The sequence below is a fragment of the Vibrio penaeicida genome (assembly GCF_002933855.1).
In the GTDB taxonomy this organism is placed as follows: Bacteria; Pseudomonadota; Gammaproteobacteria; order Enterobacterales; family Vibrionaceae; genus Vibrio; species Vibrio penaeicida_A.
Genome location: NZ_BFAQ01000029.1, coordinates 75,811 through 99,939, shown reverse-complemented (window position 1 = coordinate 99,939; position 24,129 = coordinate 75,811). Strand labels below are relative to the sequence as shown.

The 24,129-nt window shown below is 46.5% G+C and carries 21 protein-coding genes; 2 read left to right on the top strand and 19 right to left on the bottom strand.

Going from position 1 to position 24,129, the window contains the following annotated elements; genetic code table 11:
* Positions 1-87: 87 nt before the first annotated feature.
* Positions 88-1,056: a phosphoserine phosphatase gene (gene serB / locus VPNCDNU1_RS17385; RefSeq protein WP_104401485.1), complete on the bottom strand. Its 969-nt coding sequence runs from the start codon at positions 1,054-1,056 to the stop codon at positions 88-90.
* A gap of 98 nt (positions 1,057-1,154) precedes the next feature.
* On the opposite strand from serB, the gene VPNCDNU1_RS17380 reads away from it, so the two are divergent.
* Positions 1,155-1,769, top strand: coding sequence for a YtjB family periplasmic protein (locus tag VPNCDNU1_RS17380; protein WP_104401484.1), 615 nt, complete (start codon positions 1,155-1,157; stop codon positions 1,767-1,769).
* 80 nt (positions 1,770-1,849) lie between these two features.
* Here the strand turns inward: VPNCDNU1_RS17380 and deoD are convergent, their stop codons facing one another.
* The 18 genes from deoD to VPNCDNU1_RS17290 all read right to left on the bottom strand — a co-directional run bounded on the left by deoD (position 1,850) and on the right by VPNCDNU1_RS17290 (position 22,755).
* Positions 1,850-2,566, bottom strand: a complete 717-nt coding sequence (deoD, locus tag VPNCDNU1_RS17375; RefSeq protein WP_104401483.1) for a purine-nucleoside phosphorylase — start codon at positions 2,564-2,566, stop codon at positions 1,850-1,852.
* Positions 2,567-2,754: 188 nt separating this feature from the next.
* Positions 2,755-4,083 (bottom strand): thymidine phosphorylase, encoded by a 1,329-nt coding sequence (gene deoA / locus VPNCDNU1_RS17370; protein WP_104401482.1) that lies wholly within the window; start codon positions 4,081-4,083, stop codon positions 2,755-2,757.
* 125 nt (positions 4,084-4,208) lie between these two features.
* Positions 4,209-4,985, bottom strand: coding sequence for a deoxyribose-phosphate aldolase (deoC, locus tag VPNCDNU1_RS17365; RefSeq protein ID WP_104401481.1), 777 nt, complete (start codon positions 4,983-4,985; stop codon positions 4,209-4,211).
* Positions 4,986-5,410: 425 nt separating this feature from the next.
* Positions 5,411-6,673: a NupC/NupG family nucleoside CNT transporter gene (locus tag VPNCDNU1_RS17360; RefSeq protein WP_104401480.1), complete on the bottom strand. Its 1,263-nt coding sequence runs from the start codon at positions 6,671-6,673 to the stop codon at positions 5,411-5,413.
* Between the two features lie 206 nt (positions 6,674-6,879).
* Positions 6,880-7,656 (bottom strand): TatD family hydrolase, encoded by a 777-nt coding sequence (locus VPNCDNU1_RS17355; protein ID WP_104401479.1) that lies wholly within the window; start codon positions 7,654-7,656, stop codon positions 6,880-6,882.
* Between the two features lie 104 nt (positions 7,657-7,760).
* Positions 7,761-9,311 (bottom strand): xylulokinase, encoded by a 1,551-nt coding sequence (locus VPNCDNU1_RS17350; RefSeq protein WP_104401478.1) that lies wholly within the window; start codon positions 9,309-9,311, stop codon positions 7,761-7,763.
* 17 nt (positions 9,312-9,328) lie between these two features.
* Positions 9,329-10,363, bottom strand: coding sequence for a zinc-dependent alcohol dehydrogenase (locus VPNCDNU1_RS17345; protein ID WP_104401477.1), 1,035 nt, complete (start codon positions 10,361-10,363; stop codon positions 9,329-9,331).
* Positions 10,364-10,418: 55 nt separating this feature from the next.
* Positions 10,419-11,993, bottom strand: coding sequence for an FGGY-family carbohydrate kinase (locus VPNCDNU1_RS17340; protein ID WP_167404818.1), 1,575 nt, complete (start codon positions 11,991-11,993; stop codon positions 10,419-10,421).
* Positions 11,994-12,037: 44 nt separating this feature from the next.
* On the bottom strand, positions 12,038-12,814 hold the full coding sequence (locus VPNCDNU1_RS17335) for an SDR family NAD(P)-dependent oxidoreductase (protein ID WP_104401475.1): 777 nt from the start codon (positions 12,812-12,814) through the stop codon (positions 12,038-12,040).
* Between the two features lie 110 nt (positions 12,815-12,924).
* Entirely contained in the window at positions 12,925-13,932 is a 1,008-nt protein-coding gene (locus VPNCDNU1_RS17330) for an ABC transporter permease (protein ID WP_104401474.1), read from the bottom strand.
* Positions 13,933-13,958: 26 nt separating this feature from the next.
* Positions 13,959-14,951 carry an ABC transporter permease gene (locus tag VPNCDNU1_RS17325; RefSeq protein ID WP_104401473.1) on the bottom strand — a complete coding sequence of 331 codons (993 nt, stop codon included), beginning with the start codon at positions 14,949-14,951 and terminating at the stop codon, positions 13,959-13,961.
* Entirely contained in the window at positions 14,948-16,462 is a 1,515-nt protein-coding gene (locus tag VPNCDNU1_RS17320) for a sugar ABC transporter ATP-binding protein (RefSeq protein ID WP_104401472.1), read from the bottom strand. The genes VPNCDNU1_RS17325 and VPNCDNU1_RS17320 overlap by 4 nt, the downstream gene beginning before the upstream one ends.
* 12 nt (positions 16,463-16,474) lie before the next feature.
* Entirely contained in the window at positions 16,475-17,590 is a 1,116-nt protein-coding gene (locus VPNCDNU1_RS17315; RefSeq protein ID WP_104401471.1) for a sugar ABC transporter substrate-binding protein, read from the bottom strand.
* A gap of 151 nt (positions 17,591-17,741) precedes the next feature.
* On the bottom strand, positions 17,742-18,440 hold the full coding sequence (locus VPNCDNU1_RS17310; RefSeq protein WP_104401470.1) for an HAD-IA family hydrolase: 699 nt from the start codon (positions 18,438-18,440) through the stop codon (positions 17,742-17,744).
* On the bottom strand, positions 18,428-19,300 hold the full coding sequence (locus tag VPNCDNU1_RS17305) for a class II fructose-bisphosphate aldolase (RefSeq protein ID WP_104401469.1): 873 nt from the start codon (positions 19,298-19,300) through the stop codon (positions 18,428-18,430). Before VPNCDNU1_RS17305 ends, VPNCDNU1_RS17310 begins: the two co-directional genes overlap by 13 nt.
* 79 nt (positions 19,301-19,379) lie before the next feature.
* A complete protein-coding gene (locus VPNCDNU1_RS17300; RefSeq protein WP_104401468.1) occupies positions 19,380-20,543 on the bottom strand; it encodes a dihydrolipoamide acetyltransferase family protein in 1,164 nt (387 codons plus the stop codon).
* A gap of 140 nt (positions 20,544-20,683) precedes the next feature.
* The gene (locus VPNCDNU1_RS17295) at positions 20,684-21,694 is read right to left on the bottom strand and encodes an alpha-ketoacid dehydrogenase subunit beta (protein WP_104401467.1); all 1,011 of its coding nucleotides are present in this window, start codon (positions 21,692-21,694) and stop codon (positions 20,684-20,686) included.
* A 68-nt stretch (positions 21,695-21,762) separates the two neighbouring features.
* Entirely contained in the window at positions 21,763-22,755 is a 993-nt protein-coding gene (locus VPNCDNU1_RS17290) for a thiamine pyrophosphate-dependent dehydrogenase E1 component subunit alpha (protein WP_104401466.1), read from the bottom strand.
* A gap of 449 nt (positions 22,756-23,204) precedes the next feature.
* Between VPNCDNU1_RS17290 and VPNCDNU1_RS17285 the strand changes: the two genes are divergently transcribed.
* Entirely contained in the window at positions 23,205-24,110 is a 906-nt protein-coding gene (locus VPNCDNU1_RS17285; protein ID WP_104401465.1) for a MurR/RpiR family transcriptional regulator, read from the top strand.
* Positions 24,111-24,129 lie beyond the last annotated feature (19 nt).

Sequence of the window (24,129 nt, the reverse complement as noted above, 5' to 3'; positions counted from 1 at the left end):
AAAAGCGGACTGCAATAGTCCGCTTTTTTTGTTTCTGAACACGCGTGTTTTATACTAAAACCAAGATGTAACCAAGAGGGTCTATCTCTACCACGCCACTTTCTGCTGTTTCACCAGCCCTGCACTTAGAATACAAAGCACACCGCCCAATCCACTGAAACGGACGGCAGTTTGCGCTTGTTGCTCGACCTTAGGTTTAGCGTGATACGCCACACCTAAGCCCGCAGCATTCATCATGACCAAGTCGTTGGCACCGTCACCAACGGCAATAGTATTGTGGGTTTCAATGTCGTACTGTTCAGCAAGCTCACTGAGGATTTCAGCTTTAGTCTGCGCTGATACAACATCACCCAAGACTTGTCCTGTCAGTTTACCGTCCACAATTTCCAACGTATTCGATTGGGCATGGTCTAGGTTGAGCGTCTCTTTTAGGTAATCGGAAAAATACGTAAAGCCGCCAGACGCTATTGCCGTTTTCCAGCCAAACGCTTGTAAACTAGCAACGAACTCACGCAAATCTGGCATCATTGGCAAATCACTTCTCACCGCTTCCAAAATACTTTCATCGGCATCTTTCAACGCGCCGACGCGTTGTCTCAAGCTTTCTTCAAAGTCCAGCTCACCTTGCATCGCGCGCTCTGTTACTTCGGAGACTTGCTCACCCACACCTGCTAACTTAGCAATCTCATCAATACATTCGATTTGAATAGCAGTGGAGTCCATATCCATCACGACCAACCCAGGCTTACTGAGATCCGGAACATCATGCAAATTGGCGTAATCGAGGGATAGCGCTTGTAAAATGGTTTCATGCTCACTGGTTAGTTCGCCCGTCATCAACGCTACTTCGTATTGACCGACTTTCCACGTTGCTACTACGGCATTGTAGGTTCCTGTGTAAAAATCAATGTCGTCAAAGTGGTTAGGAGAAAGGTAATAACCAAAAATGATCCAGTTCGCGCGTTGTAAATCAATGCGAGAGGCAAATCGTGTTTCTGGAAGACGTTTAAGTAGTGTGATGTGTTTCTTAATTGGCAGAGTTTTCATTGCGTCCATGACAGTTTAATCCTGTAGTGAACGTAAACTTAACCTATTGCAATTTGGAAACGCAAGTTTATGATCAATTTAAATCTTAACGAGTGGCGAACCTTTGTATGAGCAGTTCCCTATTTTCATTCCGTGCCTTCTTACGCATTATCGCGATGATCGTACTCGCTTTACTGGTTTTTTCCATGGTGCAAAACAGTGTGGTTATCAGTAAGGGTAACGAAGCCATTCAGGCGCGGCAGTTAGAAACATTGACCAATGTTTTGGTCACGCAAGCCGCGCTGTCTGCCAGTGATATGCTGGTGAATCAAGATCAGGAAAACCTGCTTAAACTGACTCAGCAACTCTCTAAAGAGCGTCTAGTGCTCGATGCGACAATCTACGATGCAGAAGGCGTTAAGCTAGCCGCCAGCCACGAAGCAAAACCCGTACGTGAAGTATTAGGGCTAGATACGCCTTTAGGCACTGCAGCCATTGGGCGTCAGCAGTTGGTTGAACCGATTTACAACGATGGTGCCATGATTGGCTTTATGCGTATTACCTTTGAAAAAGGGCGTGTAACCGCAATATCGGATCACCACTATCGCAATAGTGACCGTCTCATGTACTTGATGATTCTGATGAGTTTTGCAAGCGGCATACTGATTGCGATTTTGTTCCGACGTCAGCGTCGTAGCCGTCAAAAAGGTGAGAATTTATTGCTTAAGAATGTCGCTTCCTAGTCGAACATATTGATAGGTTCTAACAAAAAAAGCCCCGCTAAATCCACTTAGCGGGGCTTTTTTACTCTGCTATTTCTGACTTACTTGTCGCCAAGTAAAACAGAATCTAACGCAATCTCAATCATCTCGTTAAACGTTGTTGCACGTTCTTCTGAAGTGGTTTGCTCGCCGGTTTTTATATGGTCAGACACCGTACAGATAGTCAGTGCTTTTGCACCGTATTCCGCACATACGCCGTAGATGCCCGCCGCTTCCATTTCTACACCAACGATTCCGTATTTGTCCATCACGTCGAACATTTCTGGATCAGGCGTGTAGAAAAGCTCTGCTGAAAACAGGTTACCGACTTTCACATCGATACCACGAGCTTTCGCTGCTTCTTCAGCATTTTTTACCATCTGGTAATCCGCAATTGCCGCGAAGTCGTGCCCTTTGAAACGAATACGGTTTACTTTCGAATCCGTGCTTGCGCCCATGCCGATAACCACATCGCGCACTTTGATGTCTTCGTTTACTGCACCACAGCTGCCCACACGAATGATTTTCTTAACACCAAAATCTTTGATTAATTCTGTTGCATAAATGGAGCACGAAGGGATACCCATTCCGTGTCCCATAACAGAGATCTTACGACCTTTGTAAGTACCGGTGTAACCAAACATATTGCGAACATCGCAGACTTGCACAACGTCATCCAGAAATGTTTCTGCGATGTATTTGGCACGTAGCGGATCGCCCGGCATTAATACAACGTCTGCGAATGCACCCATTTCAGCATTAATATGAGGAGTAGCCATTGAAGTGGTCCTTATAAAAGTAATAAACGTTCGATGCAGGCAAAAATACCGTTTATAGCGCAATGAGATCAACCCAATTTACGTTCGGTAACACCTTTGCCTGCGCTCTAATTATGAGTTAATAAAATGAAAAAAAGCACGGTTCATTTCGTTATCCATGAAAGGCTTTTTTCCATAAAGAGATTTTTCTATACGTCTTGTGAGCGGAACTGGCGATACACATCTGGCGTCTCTTGATATTCGCCGCCAACCTTAATGGCTTTGTGCAAGGCGTCCGCCGCTTCACTCCACTGAGCTTCAGTACGTGCGTGGATCACCGCTAGTGGCTTCTCGCTACTTGCGACTTCACCAAGGCGAATGAATTGATCAAAGCCAACCGCGTAATCGATACTGTCGGTTGCTACGCGACGACCGCCGCCCATCGCCACGACTGCCATGCCAATCGCTCGGGTGTCCATCGAAGAGACAACACCGTTTTCTTTGGCATAAACCGGTTTGATTATCTCGGCTTTTTCGAGGTAATTGTCGTAGTTTTCAACGAAGTCGACAGGGCCATCTAAGCCAGCCACCATTTTGCCAAAGCATTCAGCCGCTTTTCCGTTATCTAGGACTGCCATCAGCTTTTTGCGCGCATCTTCGGTATCGTCAGCAAGCTTGCCTAGTACCAGCATTTCACTACACAGTGCTAGCGTAATCTCCAGTAAACGTGGATTGCGGTATTCACCTGTCAGGAACTGCACCGCTTCACGTACTTCTACTGCGTTACCTGCAGAAGACGCAAGCACCTGATTCATGTCTGTAAGGATGGCCGTCGTTTTAGTACCAGCACCGTTGGCTACTGCAACAATTGATTTCGCCAGTTCTTCCGACGCTTCATAAGTCGGCATAAACGCACCGGAACCCACTTTTACGTCCATCACGAGTGAATCCAGACCAGCAGCCAGTTTTTTAGACAGAATAGAAGCAGTAATCAGGGAAATGTTATCGACCGTTGCCGTGATATCACGGGTAGCGTAAACACGCTTATCGGCTGGCGCGAGATCCCCTGTCTGACCGATGATCGCCACACCAGCATCTTTGGTTACGTCACCAAACACATCGTTGTTTGGCGTAATGTTGTAACCAGGAATAGACTCTAACTTATCCAACGTGCCACCGGTATGACCAAGCCCGCGACCGGAAATCATGGGTACAAATCCGCCACACGCAGCCACCATTGGACCAAGCATAAGAGACGTCACATCACCCACGCCACCAGTGGAGTGCTTATCGACAATAGGCCCACCAAAGTTCATGTAGTCCCAGTTGATGACCATGCCGGAATCTCGCATCGCACAAGTCAGCGCAATTCGTTCGGGCATGCTCATTTCATTAAAGAAAATGGCCATCGCGAACGCAGCAATTTGCCCTTCAGACACCTCACTTTTCGCAACACCTTGGATAAAGAATTGAATTTCTTCCGCAGACAGCACTTCGCCGTCACGTTTTTTACGGATAATTTCTTGAGGTAAATACATTGTCAGTTCCTACCGGACTCTATTGGTCCGGCTTTGTAGGGAATAGAGGCTGAATGCGGGCGAGAGGACATCGCCCACAATCAAACAGATCTTGCTGTTCTTATACTCCAAATATGACGAGTATATTAGTAAGCGGCTGGATCAGCCGTTTTGTCTGTTACTTCTAATGTATTCAGTAGATTGGTTAGCAGGCTTGATGCACCAAAGCGGTAGTGACGAGCATCCACCCAGTTGTCACCTAGGATCTCGTCTGCCATTGCTAGGTATGCTGCTGCGTCTTCCGCAGTTCGAACACCACCAGCCGGTTTAAAACCAACGGTTTCTGCTACGCCCATGTCGCGGATCACTTCCAGCATCATACGCGCGTATTCAGGAGTGGCATTGACAGGCACCTTACCCGTAGAGGTTTTAATGAAGTCAGCGCCCGCTTCAATACAAATTTGAGACGCCTTCTTGATCAATGCTTCTTCTTTAAGTTCACCTGTTTCAATGATCACTTTAAGAAGGATATCGCCACACGCTTCTTTACACTGTTTAACCAGTTCGAAGCCGACTTTCTCATTACCTGCAATCAGTGCGCGGTATGGAAAAACAACGTCAACTTCATCAGCACCATAGGCGACTGCTGCTTTAGTTTCAGCAACCGCAATATCGATGTCGTCATTGCCGTGTGGGAAGTTGGTAACGGTCGCGATGCGAACATCTGGTGTACCTTGCTCGCGCAGTGTCTTCTTAGCAATAGGAATAAAGCGAGGGTAAATACAGATGGCGGCCGTGTTGCCGACTGCTGATTTTGCGTTATGACATAGCGAAACCACCTTCGCATCTGTGTCATCATCATTCAGCGTAGTCAAATCCATCAGTTTAAGTGCACGTAGAGCTGCTGCTTTTAAATCGCTCATTTCTATCTCCGATCAGTTTATTCAATTAGTAAGTGAGTTTGGTAACTCATCACAACATGAACGGACTTGGTTCCCTGAAGACTTGAACTCATTCATTTTCGCTTTACTAGAAGGCGAGATGTCGAGTTCAATTGCTATCCCTGTCACCGCACAGTACCCATAAGGTCTATGGCACAACGTTAAGTTTTGATGCCTAAGTCGTGGCTAACGTTTTTCACAAATTCTGGTCTCTTTGCTTCCTGCAAAGGTCTGACCTTTTCACGTTCTATACAATACGCTCTATTTGTTCAAAACAATAGCATTCCATGTGACGCAAACGGTTTGTATCTCAAAAAATTCAGTCCGCTTAAAACAAAAAAACCCCGCAGCAATCTCTTGCTACGGGGTTGGTTTTCGTGGCGTCTATATAATCTTTCTCTTTACACTTAGAAAGATAAGAATAGGCCAGCGATGGTCGCTGCCATTAAGTTAGATAACGTACCTGCAACTACAGCTTTCACACCCATACGAGCGATGTCGTGACGGCGTGAAGGCGCAAGGCTACCTAGACCACCAAGTAGAATCGCGATAGATGATAAGTTCGCGAAACCACACAGTGCAAATGCGATGATTGCTGTCGTCTTCTCAGACATTGGCAGACCAGTTTCCGCTACAACTTTCGCACCTTCACCGATGTATGGTGTGAAGTTCAAGTAAGCAACGAATTCGTTTACAACAATCTTCTGACCGATGAATGAACCTGCAAGTGTCGCTTCTTCCCAAGGCACACCAATAACGAATGCAAGAGGAGCGAATACCCAGCCAAGGACAAGTTCTAGAGTCAGTTCAGGCATACCGAACCAGCCACCAACGCCACCAAGAACGCCGTTCACTAGAGCGATAAGACCGATGAATGCCAATAACATTGCACCAACGTTTAGTGCTAGCTGAAGACCAACAGACGCGCCGCCTGCTGCTGCATCAATTACGTTAGCTGGTTTGTCGTCGCCGCCATCGATATCAGAATCGATGTCATCTTTTGCCTTTTCAGTTTCAGGCATGATGATTTTAGCGAACAGAAGACCACCAGGTGCTGCCATGAAGGACGCGGCAACTAGGTACTCTAGAGGTACACCCATTGAAGCGTAACCAGCTAGTACACCACCCGCTACAGATGCTAGACCACCACACATTACCGCAAACAACTCAGATTGAGTCATCTTAGGAACGAAAGGACGAACGACTAGAGGCGCTTCTGTTTGACCTACAAAAATGTTAGCTGCTGCCGACATGGATTCTGCACGAGATGTGCCCAATGCTTTTTGAAGAGCACCACCAAGAATCTTAATTACCCACTGCATGATACCTACGTAGTAAAGAACGGAGATAAGTGCTGAGAAGAAGATTAGCGTTGGTAGAACTTGGAAAGCAAAGATGAAGCCAATACCGTCAACAGAGAAGTTAACTAAGCTACCGAACAGGAAACCTGTTCCGTCTTTACCGTAGTCGATCACATTCTGAACACCTGCAGAGAATGCAGCCAGAAGATCACGACCCCAAGGGATGTATAGAACAAAAGCACCGAGTGCGAATTGGATAGCAAAAGCACCACCCACTGTTCTGAAATTAATTGCTTTGCGGTTGCCGGATAACAGTACTGCAATTCCTAGCAGTACAACGATACCGACGAGGCTCATAAACAGGCTCATAGTTTATGACTTCCTTATTAGTTATTTATTGGCGTGTTACAAATTGGCGCTTATATGAAGCGTGGGCATTATAATCACCCCGCTATAAATAAAGTAATGGCATAGTCACAAATTCGTGCCTTATTCACTCTTGTATCATTATAAATTGTGACAACAATCACACAAAGCAAACGTATGCTCGCGGAACTTTCAGTGAATATGGCGATTTATTCACAAATTCCGAACACTAAATTGCTTTTACTCCACAGCTGTGGCGCAATCGTTTGCTTTGTTCTTTTTTTGAGCTCCGCAAGACATTCCAAGACTAGAGGTAAGTACTCAGGGTGATTTGGCTTTCCTTGATATCCATTCATAGGCATATCGGGTGAATCGGTTTCTAACACCAAGGAATCGAGGGGTAATTTAGTGACCGTATTGCGTGTTTTTTGAGCTCTTGGATAAGTAATTGTTCCACCAACCCCAATCGCAAACCCTAGATCAATCCAATCCTTGGCTTGTTGAAAGCTACCACTGAAACCATGAATCACTCCTCCACCATCAAATTGCGATTTTCTAAGCATCGACACCATCAATTGATGTGATTTTCTTTGATGAAGAATCAATGGGAGTTGATGTCGTTTTGCCAATTCAATCTGCCCCAAAAACAGTGCTTCTTGTTTTAGTTGGGTATCGTTACCGGAATAAAAATCCAATCCACACTCACCTACAGCGACACATTTGTTACTACGATCATGGAGCCTGCTGTCCAGCTGTTCCAAATGCGTATCCAGATGTTGGTCGATGAAATAAGGGTGAAGCCCTAATGCGAAGTAAATTTCTTGGTGGCTAGAAGCAAGCTCGTTCACTTTATCCCAGTTAACCAAGCCAACAGCAGGAATCAAGATTCGCTCAACACCAGATTGCTTAGCCAATGCAAGTTCTGCATCGGTATGAGAAAACACGTCAAAGTCGAAATGGCAATGGGTATCAAAAAGTGGGGGCATGAGCTGACTACATTGTGCTGAGATTCTGTGTTTAGTTTATACTCAAACCAACTCAAAATGCAGGGGCAAAGCCGTTTCTTCTATTAGTGCCTGTCATTAGACTTTTAAACGAGATTCGACGTGATTTGAGCATTGGCTTTGGATAAGGTTTTCACTGCGTCATGGAGATGCAAATATACCTTTTGATAGTACTCATTGTAGATATCAACATTCTTCGAAATCGGGTTAAAGCAGCGCTTTACTGACACCATCTTATCTGCCGCTGACTTGCAATCGTTGTATTCACCACAACCGACAGCAGCACTTATCGCGGCACCCAATGCTGTGGTTTCTGCCGTATCAGGGACCAATAAGGGCTTATTAAACACATCGGCGAAAATCTGATTCCAAACATCACTTCGGGCAGAACCGCCGTACATTTTAATCTGCTCTATTACCGTTTTCGCGCCCACTTCCATCAGCTCCCCTTGCCGTCTCGACTCATAAGCCAGCCCTTCCATGATTCCGCGAACCATCTGTGGTTGACCATGTTCAGTGTGAAGCCCGAACGCCATCCCGCGTGCATTTAAATCCCAATAAGGCCCGTTTGCTCCCTGAAAATACGGCACAATCATCATGCCACTATTCCCGACGGGGCTTCGCTCCGCAGACAGATAAACATCACTCCAATCAGGGCACACTTCTTCGTTATTACCACTCAAACAAAAATTATTTCTATACCACTTCATCAGTGCCGAGCCACCGCTTGAGATGTAATTTTCCATCACATAGTTACCAGAAGGGCTGAGTTCAATAATGTAATCTTGCCGATCTCGGGAGGGCAAACTTTTCACCAGCATTTCATTGGTGCAAGATGTACCACCGTTGATACCAATCTCACCCGGTTCCGTAACACCCGCACCAAGAATGCCACATGGTTGATCCCCGGCCGTCACCACAACGGGAATTCCTTCATTCAGCCCCGTTATCTTGCTAGCTTCTTTCGTGACGGCTCCCGCAATAGTGCAACCGGGTAAGATCGTATCAATCCATATGTCTTTTCTTACGCCTAGAGCACCAATAATTTCGCTGGCCCATTGAGTCGGAGTTTCGATATCGAGGGCACCTGTCATGGTTGCTGCACCGCTAAGGGTAACCAATTGGCGAGTAAGTTGGTAAACCAAGTAATCTTGTACCAGCATCAGTTTAAACGTGCGTGAATAAAGGTCGGGTTCGTGGCGTTTTAGCCAAAGAGCTTTGTACAAAGTCCATTGCCCTGGTGCATACCCTGTCTTACTGAATATCTGTTGCGCACCAATTTCTCTTCCAGCAAATTCCGCTTCTTCACTGCATCGAATGTCATTCCACAAAATAGCATTTCGAAGCGGTTTCATGTCTGAATCAACGGGAACAAAAGTGAACCTTTGATGGGTAATACCGATGCCAGCAATCTTCCTCGCATCCACATCTGGGTGACGCATCACCTCCTGGCACCCAGCAATAAACGCATTCCACCAATCGTCAGCTTTCTGCTCAACCCAACCCGGTTTTTCCATAATAAGAGGGTAGCTATGAGCACTTTCAGCAATGATTTTCCCCGACATAGAAAACACTATCACCTTGGTTGCACTGGTACTGCTATCAACACCTATCAGCAACTTTTCACTCTTGTTCATGCTACCCCCTCAAACTCTCAGAAAACGAACAGGTTTTTAACCGCTTGCAGGTTTTCTAGCTGCTGAAAAGCACTCTCAAAGTCCTGCAATGAATAGGTCCCGGACATTAAAGGGGCAACATTGACTCGCTTCGAATCAAGCAAATCAATCGCAGTTTCCCAACTGGTCCAACTGGTGCTGTAGCTGCAAGATAAGGTCACCGAATTGTGCATCGCCAGATTCCACGGCACGGGTACTGAGTCCTTTCCGGTTAACCCTATGGCACAGATTCGACCATCCCGACGCACCAAATCGAACGCTTGATGAATCGCCGCTGGTGCGCCGCTGGCTTCCACGACCAGATCGGCACCTAGCCCATGTGTCCATTCCGCAACCTTCTGTTTGATGTCCACCTGCTGAACGCTTATTGCATCGTCCATGCCCATCTCTTTCGCGATTCTTAACCGAACATCAAGGTCGTTATCTGTTCCAGTCACCAGAACCTTTCTGGCTCCACTGGCTTTGGCTGCCGCAGCGGCAAGTAACCCAATCGCGCCACAACCTAACACCACAACGACATCATTAGGCTCGACTTTGCTGCGCTCTAACACCGCTTTCACCCCAACGGCAAGCGGCTCTGCCAGTGCAGCTTCTTCAAAAGACAATGAGTCGGGTATTCGGTGTAATGAGGTGGCTGGCATGCAGATAAACTCTGAAAAACAGCCATCAATCTTATAACCAATGGCTTTCTTGTCTGGGCAGATTTCGACCTGACCATTTTTGCAATAACGGCAATGTCCACACCCACCTTTGTGAGGCTGAGACACAATGCGGTCTCCTTTCTGAAAGCCGGTCACCGCCTCTCCAACAGACACAATCTCCCCTGAAAACTCATGCCCTAAAGTCACGGGTGGAAAATTAATAAACGTATCTTTTTTGATATGAAGATCGGTGCCACATATTCCTGCTGCTTTGACTTTTACCAATACTTCATTGGCGAGTGGAGCGGGTTTTTGGATGTCACATAACCTCAGGTGCCCAACGCCTGACTGAGTTTTTACTAGCGCTTTCATGTATGCCTCGCGTAGATGGTCTGTTGACCTATTTCAATTAGATATCGTTCGGATTCTATGTACTTTCGGAATCCGGTCGCTCCGCCATCTCATGCATAAGAGGCATCATTGCGTCGTACGTTTTTTCGTACAGTTCAAAATAGAATTGATAGTTTTGGTGAGACTTCGGGTTAGGCTTAATAACCTTGTTGATGGTAACCATGTTGTCGGAAGCGGTGACTAAATCGTCATAAAACCCTGCAGTTTTAGCCGCACAAATAGCACACCCAAGTACGGTTGCTTCCGTAAACTCAGGCACGTAAATATCGACGTTGCTGACATCGGCATGAAGCTGCAAACTGAAATCGCTTTTAGAGAACCCGCCCCCAAAATACATAGCATTGATGTGAACACCGTTTTTCCGAAGCCGAGTCAGCATACTTTCTGTTGCGTAGGCAATAGATTCACAAATCGCCCGATACACATGGGCTTTGCTGTGTTTCAACGTCAGCCCCCAAATGGCACCTTGAACTTTATAGTCGGTATGCGGCGTGCGGTTTCCCTGCCAGTAATCCAATACAATTAACCCTTCAGACCCAATCGAGATCTGTTTGGCTTCTTGAGTCAGTTTCTCCAACTTATCTGTGTTTTTTTCTGGTAATCCGGGGTTGTCAAACATCGCTTCGTGAATGAAGTTGTCGTTGTACCATTTAATGATCGAGCCACTCGAAACCTGCCCCCCTTCATACACCGTTAAACCAGGGATCACACAATCTGGATGAGGTCCAAATACCCCTTTAATCGGCGTCGTGCTGTCTGACACAGGCAAAAACACATGGGAAGATCCCGTGATTAATGCGGCTTGATTCTCTCTTACGGCATTGAGTCCTAACATTCCTACGTAAGCGTCACAGCCCCCCATTGAGATCAAAGTATCGGGAGATAACCCAGTTAACTCAGCAACTTCTGCGGAAATTTTGCCGACCGACTCTCCCATCGGCACCACGCGTTCTGGAAATTTTTCTACAATGCTGTCGAGCCCAATATGTTGATAAAAGTCATGGGGCCAGCCTCCAGTACGCGGGTTGTAAAACCATCGATGCGTAATGTGATTGATACTCAGTGCTGGAACACCGCTGAGTTTCATCGTTAGATAATCCACTTCTTCCATAAAATAGCGGGACTGCTCGAAGCGCTCTAGATCGTTCTCTTTTAGCCATAACAACTTGGGTAACATCATCTCAGAACTTACGCCAGCACTGGAGCGCTCTAAAACCGGATGTCCGGTGCGAAAGATATTCTCAGCCTGATCGCTGGCACGGGCATCCATCCATAAAATAGCAGGTCCTATGGATTCACCATTTTCACCCACACAGACCACCGTGCTTGCGGTTCCATCCACTGCTATGGCGCGGATCTGATCAGGCTTAATGTCGGATTCCGAAAACAGTGTTTGAACGGAGTTTACCAATGCACTCCACCAATCTTCGGGGCTCTGTTCTGCCCATCCGGGCTTGGGGAAGCAAGTGGCATAATCTTGGTTTCGCAGGTATCGACATTCACCTTTAGCATTAAATACGCCAATTCTTAAACCACCCGTCCCGGCATCGATCCCCATAACCAAAGGTTCTGCCTTGTTGTCTGCGCTCATATCCATTTATTCCTTTAACAAGATAACGTCTGCTCAAAGATCGCTTAGCGACCACCCGATGACGAAATGAACTGGCCTGTAATGTAGGACGACTCGTCGCTGATTAGGTAAGCGGTTAAAGAGGCGACATCTTCGGGTGTTCCTAAACGACCAATGGGTACGCTTTTCTCGTATTTTGCACGAACGGAGGCGTAGTCTTCACCGGTGCTTTCAACCCGAGATTCCAGAATTTCTTCGGTCATTTTCGATTCGATTCGGCTGGGGCAGATGGCATTTACGTTGATATTGTGTGGAGCCAGTTCCAGCGCTAACGCCTGTGTTAATCCATTCAAACCAAACTTAGAGGCACTGTACGCCACGCGCCTTGGTCTGCCGAAAATACCCGACTGAGAAGAGATGTTGACGATTTTGCCGAATTGGTTTTCCAACATGGACGGGATAACAGCACGAGTCACCAGAAATACCCCAGTGAGATTGACAGAAAACACTTTCTCCCACTCGGAAAGCGAGATATCAACAAAACTGCTTTCCTGCACGATCCCTGCGCAGTTAATTAACGTGTCCACTTTGAATTCAGACACCCAACGTCCAATCGATTCAGATACCTGATCTTCATTGCAGATATCGAATGCCTGTAATTGGCAATACCCACCTTCGGCCTCAACCAGTGCCTGAGTTTCTTCGAGCCCTTTGTCGTTAATATCACATATCAGGACCTTTGCACCGTCCTTCGCCAGTTTGAGTGCGCACGCTCGCCCAATACCATTTCCGGCTCCAGTTATGATGGCCGTTCGACCATCGAATCGACTCGTATTTTGCATTTTGCACCGTCCTTAGTGTCTGTCGACCTTGGCTTTATTTCGTGACCTTGGCTTTATTCCGTGACCTTGGCTTTATTCCGTGACAAAAGCTTTATTCCGTGACAAAAGCTTTATTTTGACGAAAGCACCGACTTATCGGCTTCGTAAGGCTGTTTATCTTTAGGCTTTAGCGCGTGAATGCGTCCTCCGCGGATCAGCACGAATACCCCAAGTAGTAACAGCCCCCCTTTCACCATATCCCTTTCATAATTAGCCCAACCAGACAAACCCGCTCCATTGGTTAATACCGTGAGGATCAAGACTCCAATTAATGTGCCTAAGACATTAGCTTTACCTTGCCTAAACGCTAAGCTGCCCAGAAATATGGCTGTTAGCCCATCGATAAAATAAGAATTGCCGATACCGGGTTGCCCAGAAGACAAGCTCGCCGCGATAAAACACCCCGACAACGCCGCCATGACGCCAGCAAATAAGAATAGATAAACATTCAGCTTTTTGACCGGAATACCCGCTTCATGAACCGCTTTATAATTGGACTCTTGTGCATAAATATAGTGTCCCAGAAGCAATTTTTCCTGACACACCCATAAGACAAACGCAATAAGCAGCGCCAAAAGCATGGTGACAGGGAAAATGCCAAACGACGCATTCACCAAATCGCCCATGAAACCTGTATCGTCAATCCGAAAAGATGCGCCTGCGCCAATAGCTTTCGCAATAGAGAGAGTCAGCCCACCCGTCGCTATCGTGGTCACCAATGACGACAAGCGCAAATACCCAACCAATACACCGTTTAAAATACCAAACACCACACCCACCATTAGCCCCGCCAGAATGGCCGTACCCCACGCCATACCTTGTTGAACCGACCAGGCCGTCACGACATTGGAAAGCGCAGCAATGTTGGTGAAACTAACGTCGACTTCCCCTATAGAGAAAATCCATGTCACCCCTGCAAACATAATAAATGAGATACTGGCGGCTGCGAAAATAGTGGTGATGTTCTGTGGCAAAAGGATATTCGGTCTGACAAAGGCAAACCCAAACAGAAGGATAAACAGCCCCACCAGCACGCCATATTTCATCATCCAAGTGGTTACTCTGTTACTGTTACTCATGGTCAAAAACCTCTTCTCTGTGAAATCTAAGCGTGGGAAACAAGACGGATTCGTGCCTTGACCCACCCTGTCACTCTTTCTCGGGTGTCAGGGCTAAATAGAATACTGCCCACTAACATCAACATACTGGTGGCACCATCACTCCAGTAGTAAGGAATATTGATCAGAGTAAACCCGTTCAAAACCATGGAAATCAACACCGTCCCAGCAAGAGTGGCCAGTACTGAGGCTTTACCAAAAAATGCAATACCGATGAAAACAGAAGCAAAAGCAGGCATTAAAAATCCATTACCCGCTATAGGTTCTGATTTGCCAGTTTCAGCGATCACCAACAAGGCAGAAAACAACATTAGAGTGGAGCAGATCACGTAGGCAATACAGACGTATTTGCGTACGTTTACTCCAGAGTAAAATGCCGACTTTTCGTTATACCCAACCGCGTACAAGCTATTGCCGAAGCGAGAACGGTGCAGATAGAACCAAGACAACGCATACACCGCCACCAATAAATAAGTGGAATAGTTCACTCCGAACCAGCGTCCGTCGTTGATATCGAGCAAGCCCGACGTAAAGAAGTTGCGGAAGATAGACGGTCCCCCACTAAATAAGAACGCAGCGCCGCCGGCTATCGACCCAACCGCGATGGTAGTCACAATATCCGGTAACTTGAGATAGCTGACCGCATAACCATTTATCAGCCCAAATGCGACACTAACGACGAGCCCGATTAAGATCGCCAAATACAAGTCAATACCCGCTGCGATACCAAACCCTATTGTCATCGCCACAAATGAGATGACGCCAGGGAATGAGAGATCAAACTTCTTCAAAACCACCACAAACGTTAGCCCTAATGCGGCCAAGCCTGTTGCCGCTAAATGGCGTAAAACAGCGGTAATGTTAGAAGTAGTAACATACCTTGGTTCAAGTAGATAAAACGTCAACGTGATGAAAGCGACGATAATTAAATACAGCCCAACTCGAATAAAAGCGGCTTTCTTAGCATTAGTCTTGGTCATACTCGGTACTCCCCTGATATGCCAGCAATCAACAGCTCATCTCTACTGATGTCACTCACGGGTTCCGATACCTGCTCACCTTTGTATAAAGCAAACATACGATCCGACACGCCATGCACTTCATCACAATCCGATGACATCACGACAACCGCCGCAGTTTGCGAAAGCTTTCTCAGCAAGCGATAAATAGTCGCTCTAGCACCGATGTCGACACCAATTGTGGGTTCCACAAACACATAAATCTCTGCCTCAGCATACAGACCTTTGCACATCACAATTTTCTGCTGGTTTCCGCCGCTAAAGTTACTTGCGGCCTCGTCCAATTCCGCGGGATGAAGTTCCGTTAAGTTAACCAGTTCAAGGCTATCTTCATGTGTTTGTTCTGAATTTAGTACGCCCATACCCGAAGATGCTCGGTCAAGGTTGGCCAGTGAAATGTTGAACACCACGTTTTCTTCCAGTACTAACCCTTCTTTCAAACGGTTACCGGGAAGTAAAAACAACTTATGATTCAATGCGTCTTGAGTGGTTTCGAACGCCACTTCTTTACCACGAACATAAATACTGCCGCCACCTTTGACTCTTGCTCCAAATATCACTTTAGACAAATGATCAATACCCGAACCAACCAAGCCAAAAATGCCTAAAATTTCACCTTTTTTGACGTCAAAGGAGACATTATGAAATGAGTCAAAAGAGAGGTTATCCACCTTTAAATACACTTCATCGCCGCATGCCTGTTCCAATTTTGGTGGAAACAAATTTGCGACCGATTTTCCAAGGATCAGCTCAGCAATGGCGGCCGGAGACAACGCTTCTTGTGTCACATCATGGCAACCGACATTTTTGCCATTTCTAAACACAGTGAAGCGATCCGCTATCTGTTCCACCTCTTCAAGGCGGTGAGTAATGTAAATAATGGATACACCGCTAGATTTAAGGATCGACATCAACTCAAACAGATGCAGCTTTTCTTTTTCTGTCAAAGTCGAGGTCGGTTCATCTAAAATAAGGGCGGTGATTTTGTCATTGACCATTGAATGCAAAATCGCGGTGGCTTCCTTTTCCACCGGATTCATTTCGGCAATGGTTTTATCCAGATTGACTGGAATGGGCAGTTTTTCCAGCAACTCATCGGCTCGTCGCTTGAGATCATCACTGCTGAACAATGAGAAAAGCCCGAAGGTGTTGTTTTCCCTTCCCAAAAAGATATTTTCATACCCTGTAAAATCATCGATCATTTCGGGATGTTGCTGTACAGAAACGATGCCCTGCTGCAACGATGCACTAGGGGAGCCGAGATCCGCTTCTCGCCCTTCAATTTCAATCTGCCCTGCGTCTTTCTGGTAAATACCAGACAAGATCTTGATGAGCGTGGACTTCCCTGCCCCATTCATTCCAAGCAGTGCGTGAATTTCCCCCTTCCTGAGTTCAAAATCCACATTATCAAGGGCAGTGACAGAACCGAATTTCTTGTCTATCCCTGACATCGAAATAACGTTGCTGTTCATATTACTCTCCAGTTAAACGACTCGTACCCAACCCAGTTCTTTCGCTCGACCGGGTCTGTCATAGTCGGCGGCTTTTTCCCCTAACCCTTGCAAAGTGTTTTCTGTCGCTTTGTAGCAAGGTGTAATCACCAAACGAGGTATGTTTCTGCCCGCAGCGTATTCGTGGGCATAAAACACATTAGAAAAGGCCATTTCATAGAAGCTTTGAGCGCAGCTCATCTTGAATGCAGAGCCGCCACTGATATATCCGAAGGATTGAGGACCGCCATCAATACCGGTAAGGAAAATGTTTTTGCGCCCTGCGGCTCGAACAGCGAGGGCACCTTCGATAGCCGCGCCGTCCCAAGCGCACCAGATGGCATCCAGATCGTCTCGCGCTGTCAGCATGTTATCGACAGCTTGGCGAGGTGTCGTACTGGCGTTAAAGTTAAACGCCCATTTGGCGACCACTTCAATTCCGGGGTACTGGCGCAATGCCCATTCCATACCCAGCGTGCGCTGATCCCAACTTTCATTTTGCGGTAAGGTTACAATGGCAATTTTGCCCTTGCCCCCCATCTGCTCTGCGAGCCATTCGGCAGTAAACCAACCCATGGAGTAGTTACTCGACATCGCGGTACTGTGAACGGCAACCCCTGGCACTTGGCTGTCCCCAGCAAAAACAGGAATTCCTGCATCAAGTGCACGTTGCACGGCGGGTGCTATCGCTGCCGCATCGGCAGGGGTGATGAATAATGCATCAGGTTTACTGGTAATGAAGGCGTCGATGTTCTCTGTCTGCTTCTTCGGATCAAACCCTGCATCGGTAATCGTGAGTTCGCCACCAAGTTGTTCAACGGCATCTTTGTACCCTTGGTGTAAGGCCGCACCTGAATCAAAGGCTGTCCAGCCTAGCGCAGCAGCAAATTTTAATTTCTTGCCCGAGGCCGCCATCGCAGGTCTGAATGTGGCTGGTCCCATGGTCGCGACCGCGACAGCCGTCCCCATACTCAGTTGCATCATTCTTCGACGAGACAACCCTATCGGGGAGAGATCATCACTGGCTCCATGTGTAACGGATTCGTGTGTAACTGGTTCTGTTTTTGGAGTATCAGATTCGCTGACACCTTTGTTGATGCGCTTTTTCATGTTCAATTCCTTAATTCAAGTACCACTACGTCCTATAGTGTTGATTCCGATCCTGCACATATTCGGAAAAGCCCATGTGACTCGTCGTGTCTCCTAATTTGGCGCACAAACAAGTCGCAATCAGATTGATTATCTATCTAACGGTCTCATTTCATTCATCACCCACTAGTTGATAGCAAAGAGTTAAATCCACCTCTGATAGGTCGCTCACGACACGGTTTGCACCACTAAAATCTTCATTTTCGGTGTAGTAGGATTTTGTCACTAGGCAATTCATCCCAGCACCTAACGCCGCTCGCATACCGATATTGCTGTCCTCAACCACCAAACATCGCTTAGGAGAAAGCTGCATTTTTTCAGCAGCCAACCTATAAACGGCGGGGTCGGGTTTTTTAGCGGAGACCACATCCCCAGCGAAAACTCGAATACTTTTGGCGATCTCTTCTCCAACGCAATTTTTCACCACCGTTTTGACGGCTTTCTCATTCGATGTGGAACACACCGCTAACGGTATACCTCGCTCATACGCTTCTGTTATCAAGGTCTTAACCCCGGGTCTTGGCGCAAGTTCTCCTGATTCAATCAGTGCCATAAAGATCGCCGTTTTTAACTGATGTAAGTTCTTTATGAATTCATCTCGGCTAATGGAGACTTCTGGCCAACCGACGGCATTGAAGTAATGAGACATGCGCTCTTTACCACCAGCAACACCGAGCAGCTCTTCGTATTGGCTTTTCGACCAGTAATCCAGTAAGCCTTTCTCTTGGAATGCTTGATTAAACGCCACTCGGTGCCCATCGCATTCGGTGTCGACTAAAACACCGTCGCAATCAAAAATCAGTGCGTCCATGAATCTGCCCTTTGCTGAGAACCAAATTTTGAAATCATCGACTCCACCCCATCTTTCAGCATCAAGTACTGTGACTCGATGTAGGGGATGGGCTCTTTGACTCCTGGTTTTTTCAGGGCAAAAGTGACAAACCCTTCGATGAACTGATGCTTGTGCATGGTAGAAATGTTGACTTTGGCACAGCCAGATCGAATGCAGCGTTCAAACTGTGCATCGGCTAACCCAGTACCGCCATGCAATGCAATTGGGGTATCAATGCTTTCCGTGATCTTTTCGAGAAGATCGTAAGCAATGACGGGCTCACCTTTATACTGTCCATGAGCCGTGCCAATCGCTGGTGCAAACGCGGCTAGTTCAGGCATTTCGGCGCAGAATTGCAAACACTCCTGAAAATCCGCCAGCATAGCGCTTTCGAGGGAAACAACTTTGTCATCTTCCACGCCACCAATCGCCCCCAACTCCGCTTCTAGTGCTACGTTGGCCTGTGTCGCCAAGTCGTAAGCTTTCAATGTCATCGATAGGTTTTCTTCAAAAGGCATGTCCGAACCATCAAACATAACCGACGTCCAACCGGCATCAATACAGCGCTGAATCACATCTAGATCAGCACAGTGATCCAAGTGCAACGCCACTGGCACATCCACGTTTTGGGCTAGGCTTTTTACCCATGATGCAATGGCGTCGTATCCCCATAAGCGTATGGTTTTAACGGAAAGCTGGACAATGACAGGCGAGTTCAGATCCTGAGCCGCGCTGATCACAGAGCGTGCGCTGTTGTAATCAATAATGTTGAAGGCAGCAACGCCATAACCGTCTCGCTTCGCATCTTGCAGCATTGGCTTCATTGAGATTAAAGGCATAATTAATTCTCCTCAGAGAGTGTCTATCTTGATGCCGAATCACTTCCGCGCTTCGGCGTAATTCATACGTTCATAAAATTTATATATCCAAAGCGGTAATACTTTCCTTCAACTTCATCATAAACTCGGCACCGTACACGCCATCGACTGCTCGATGATCCGCCGATAGCGTCAATACCATAAAGTCACGCCATCCCAGTTCGTTATTAATGCTGCAAGCGCGTTTATTGATGGTGCCCACCCCGAGAATGGCCGCTTCTGGTGGGTTGATGATTGGGAGAAGTTCAACGCCCCATTTCCCCATATTCGAAATGGTGAATGAACCACGGGATTTGGATTTATTCACTCCCTTTCGCGCACCTTCAGCCAGAGCGCGAGATGCCTGATTGATTTCTTTCAAGGATTTACGGTCAGCATGATCAATAACAGGAACCAACAATCCGTCATCAACCGACACCGCCACTCCAATATGAATATCTTCCAAAAGCGTGCAACGGTCGGCAAACACATGCGAATTGAGTTTGCCATGGTGTTTTAATTGACGAGAGACCGCGAAAATCACCAAATCGTTAATCGAAAGGTTGTCATCATTGGACTGGTTGTACGCTTTACGCTTCGCCAGTAAATCCGTGACATCTACTTCCGTGCGCAGATAAAAGTGAGGTTTGGTCTGCTTCGATTCCGTCAATCTGTCCGCAATAACTTGTCGAACTTTGGAGTAAGGCTGGTTGCCATAATCTTTACCAGAGCTCGGCTCTGCATCGGCCAAGTCTCTTTCCAGCACAGCCCCTCCAGGTCCACTGCCGCTGACAGAGGCTAAATCAATATTTCGATTAGCAGCCATCCTTCGCGCCAAAGGTGATGCTCCTAACTGACCATGATTAACCGATGTCACTGTATTTAGGTGCGAGGTTTCCTTGGCTTTTGTGTCGTTTTCTGTCGAAGAAGTAACTGCGGCGACAGGCGTGGTTTCCGCTTGTGCTTTCTCTTCATTATTCGCTTCATCGGGTGCCCCAATAAACATAATGGGTTCTAACACTGTGGTGGTATCGCCTTCTTCATAAAGCAGTTCCAGCACAACCCCTTCTTGATATGTTTCAACTTCAAACGATGCCTTTTCAGATTCAACCACGGCAACAATATCGCCTTTTTTGACAGTGTCGCCGACTTCTATCATCCACTCTGTTAACGTGCCTTCTTCCAGATCCTGACCAACCTGTGGCATCAATACCGGAGTCGCCATAATTTCACTTCCCTGTTCATTCGTTTGCTTCCGCTATTAGTCGTTCCGCATAGCGTTAAACTGATCGTTTCGCGTTTTGTTAAGCTAATCGCTCTTCGTCTTGTAAAATCGAACGCTTTACATACGGCTATACGTTTTATCTATCCCGCCTCACTTTGAACGGTGCTGTTCGCCACCTTCAAAATGGCTTCACGAATCTGCTCTTTTTGCGGAATGGAGGCTTTTTCCAACTCTAGATTGAATGGAATGGGCGTATTAAGCCCTGCCACTATTTCAATGGGTGCATCAAGGTGATAAAAGACATTGTCTTGGATGATGGAGCATATATCTGACGCCACACCGCCTCGACGTACGGCCTCTTGCACAATGATGACTCTGTTCGTTTTCTTCACAGAATTGATAATGGTTTCTTCATCGAGAGGCACTAACGTCCTTGGATCAATCACTTCGACAGAAATGCCTTCTTTCGCCATTTCTTCCGCTACCTCTAAAGAGCGAGGCACCATGTTCGACCAAGCAATCAAAGTGACATCCGATCCCGCTAGCTTCACATCAGCACTACCAAACTCAATTTCGTACTCACCTTCTGGCACTTCGCCTTTGGCCATGTATAAATGTTTGTGCTCAATAAACATGACGGGATTTGGTTGCCTTAGGGCGTGTTTTAATAGCCCTTTTGCGTCATAAGGTGTTGAAGGCATGACAACTCTTAGCCCAGGAATGTGGTAAAACAGTGCTTCTAAACTTTGTGAATGTTGGGCCGCAACCCCACCGCCGGCTCCACCTTGAGTTCGCAGAACAAATGGAACATGACCAGAACCACCGGTCATCAAGCGGAATTTAGCAGCCTGATTAACAATTTGATCCATACCCAGCATGGCAAAATCAACGTAAAGAATTTCCACGATGGGTCGTGCCCCTGAAATAGCGGCACCCACTCCCACACCAATCATGCTGGCTTCTGAAATAGGGGTATCGCGAACTCGCAGCTCTCCATATTTATCAAGTAGCCCCTCTGTCACTTTGTAGGAACCGCCTCGTTCTGCGATGCCTTCACCAATAATGAACACGTCGCTGTTTCTTTCCATTTCTTCTTCGAGAGCTTCGCGCAGCGCGTCTCGGTACATAATTACTCTGCTAGCCAAAACCATCTCTCCTTTGATGTTTTATTCCTATAAATCGGTTTGCGTGGTTCACTTATTCACCCACGTGGACGCAATTAATAACCCACGATGGTCTGCTCAAACTCTTCCACCGAGACTTGCGTTCCCGCTAAAGCAAATGACAAAGCCTCTTCCAATTCCGATTCAATCTCAGCTTCCAAGGAGGTAACTTGTTCTTCTGAGTATCCCCCAAAATCTTTTAAGTTGTTGCGAGCAGAAATCACCGGGTCTTTGTCTTTGTAATATTGAAGTTTGCTTTCGGGCATGTAGGTGCCAGGGTCATTCACATGGTGACCAGAGTGGCGATAAGTTTTGGCTTCAATCAACACCGGTCCTTTTCCGGCGCGACATATTTCGCACGCCTCCGAGACCAATGTGTAGACAGCTAGCGGATCATTACCGTCCACCGCATAACTTGGAACACCAATACTTTCACCTCGGCGGTACAGCTCTGTTTGTCGTGTGGAATCTTCAATTGGCGTTGATACTGCGTATTGATTGTTCTCGATAATAAGCACGACATTGAGGTTCCAAATGGCTGCAAGGTTTAGTGCTTCTAAAAACGTACCGTTATTCACGCCACCGTCGGACGTAAAAATAATGGTGACCGCATCGCTTCCCTTCACCTGATTGGCCAGCGCACTGCCGACTCCGATTGGAGTACCTGCCCCTACGATCCCGTTAGCACCTAGGTTGTTGGATTGAATATCCGCAATGTGCATCGAGCCACCGAACCCTTTGCAATACCCTTCTTTCTTTTGCAAAAGCTCCGAGAGCATACGCTTCACATCGGCTCCCCATGAGATACAGTGCCCATGCCCTCTATGGGTGGAAGAGATGTAATCTTTATTTGGGATAGCTGCTGCACACGCACCAGCGGCGATGCCTTCTTGCCCAAGGTATGGATGGAAATACCCTCTAACATGACCTTGGCGATACAGTTTGACCCCTTCAGTTTCAAACAACCGCGTTTTGTAGCAGCTTGTGAAAATTTTTTTCAACGTCTCACTGGAGACCTGCGTATCTACCTGTATTTTCTTCGCGTCCATTTCGTTACCTAATCTTATTTTCCGTGTCGTTTTCTCGATATGAAATTGACTATAGATCGTACAATTTTAAATGTAAATAATTTTACACATGGAAAATAGCAAACTTTAAAATCAATTAAAATGTATAAAATATAAGCAATTAACACACACACTAAGAATATAAAAACTCAATGTGAACCAAGGAAAACAACCATAACTACATGATTAAAATGAAATTAACACTCTCAACCAGAGAATGATCACATTTTATGAAAATTATTTTACTATTTAATTTTAAAATGCTGTGGTGTTGAAAATTGACTTACTAGTAGTTACATAGGATTATTGATGTTAAAAATTACTTACATTTTTTATTTTTTGTGTTTATAGGAGTGATTGATCTTTCAAAGTTAACGATTATTCGAAAGATCGAGAGCCCTTCGCCCAATGACGGAATGAGATGACAATAGATGGACAAACAGGCAGGCACAGAGCTGGTAGAAAGAATCCACTCAAATTACGAAAAGCTGCGTAAATCAGAAAAATTGGTCGCAGATTTTATTTTGAGCCACTTAGGCAAGCGGCTGAATTACTCGATCACCGAGTTCGCAGACAAACTAGAAATTAGTGAAGCAACGATCAGCCGGTTCACTCGTTCTATAGGCTACGCAGGGTATTCTGATCTAAAGCTTTCCATGGCGGCAGCAAGCAGTATTGCGGAAGAAAATACCATTCCCAACATTCCTAGCGAGCTATCTGAAAAAGACTCGTTAGTGGTGTTGAGCCAAAAGCTGATGAACGCATTGATTAATGGTTTGGGGATGACTCAAAAAAACCTCGACTACACGAAATTGGAACATACTGTTCATGCCATTCACAATGCCAGTAAAGTGGTACTCGTCGGTGTCGGTGGCGCGGCTGAGATTTGCGATGAAGCCGTGCACTTACTGTTAAAAATAGGGATTGATGCCACCAGCTATTGCGATGGATACACCCAAACCATTGTGGCATCAACACTGCCACCAGATGCCGTGATGATAGGCATTTCCCACACAGGCGAAACTGAAACCGTTGCGAAGGCATTGACCCAAGCAAAAATCAATGGGGCAAGCACCATTGCCATCACCAGCTCGAAAGACTCCAAAGTGGGGCAAAGCGCAGATCATACACTGCTGACATGGCACAATCACAACCCAAGGCAAGTCCCTCTGTATGGCGACTTTCTAGAAGGGCGTGCTTGCCAGTTGTACCTAATTGATTTGCTTTATCTCGCCTTAATGTTCCGCCGAGGAAAAGACGCCAAGATCTCATTAGAGCTGACCAGAGACGCTCTGGAAAAATACTATCAAGGTTATTCATTAAATGGGGATAGCTAATGCGTAAACCCAGAGATGC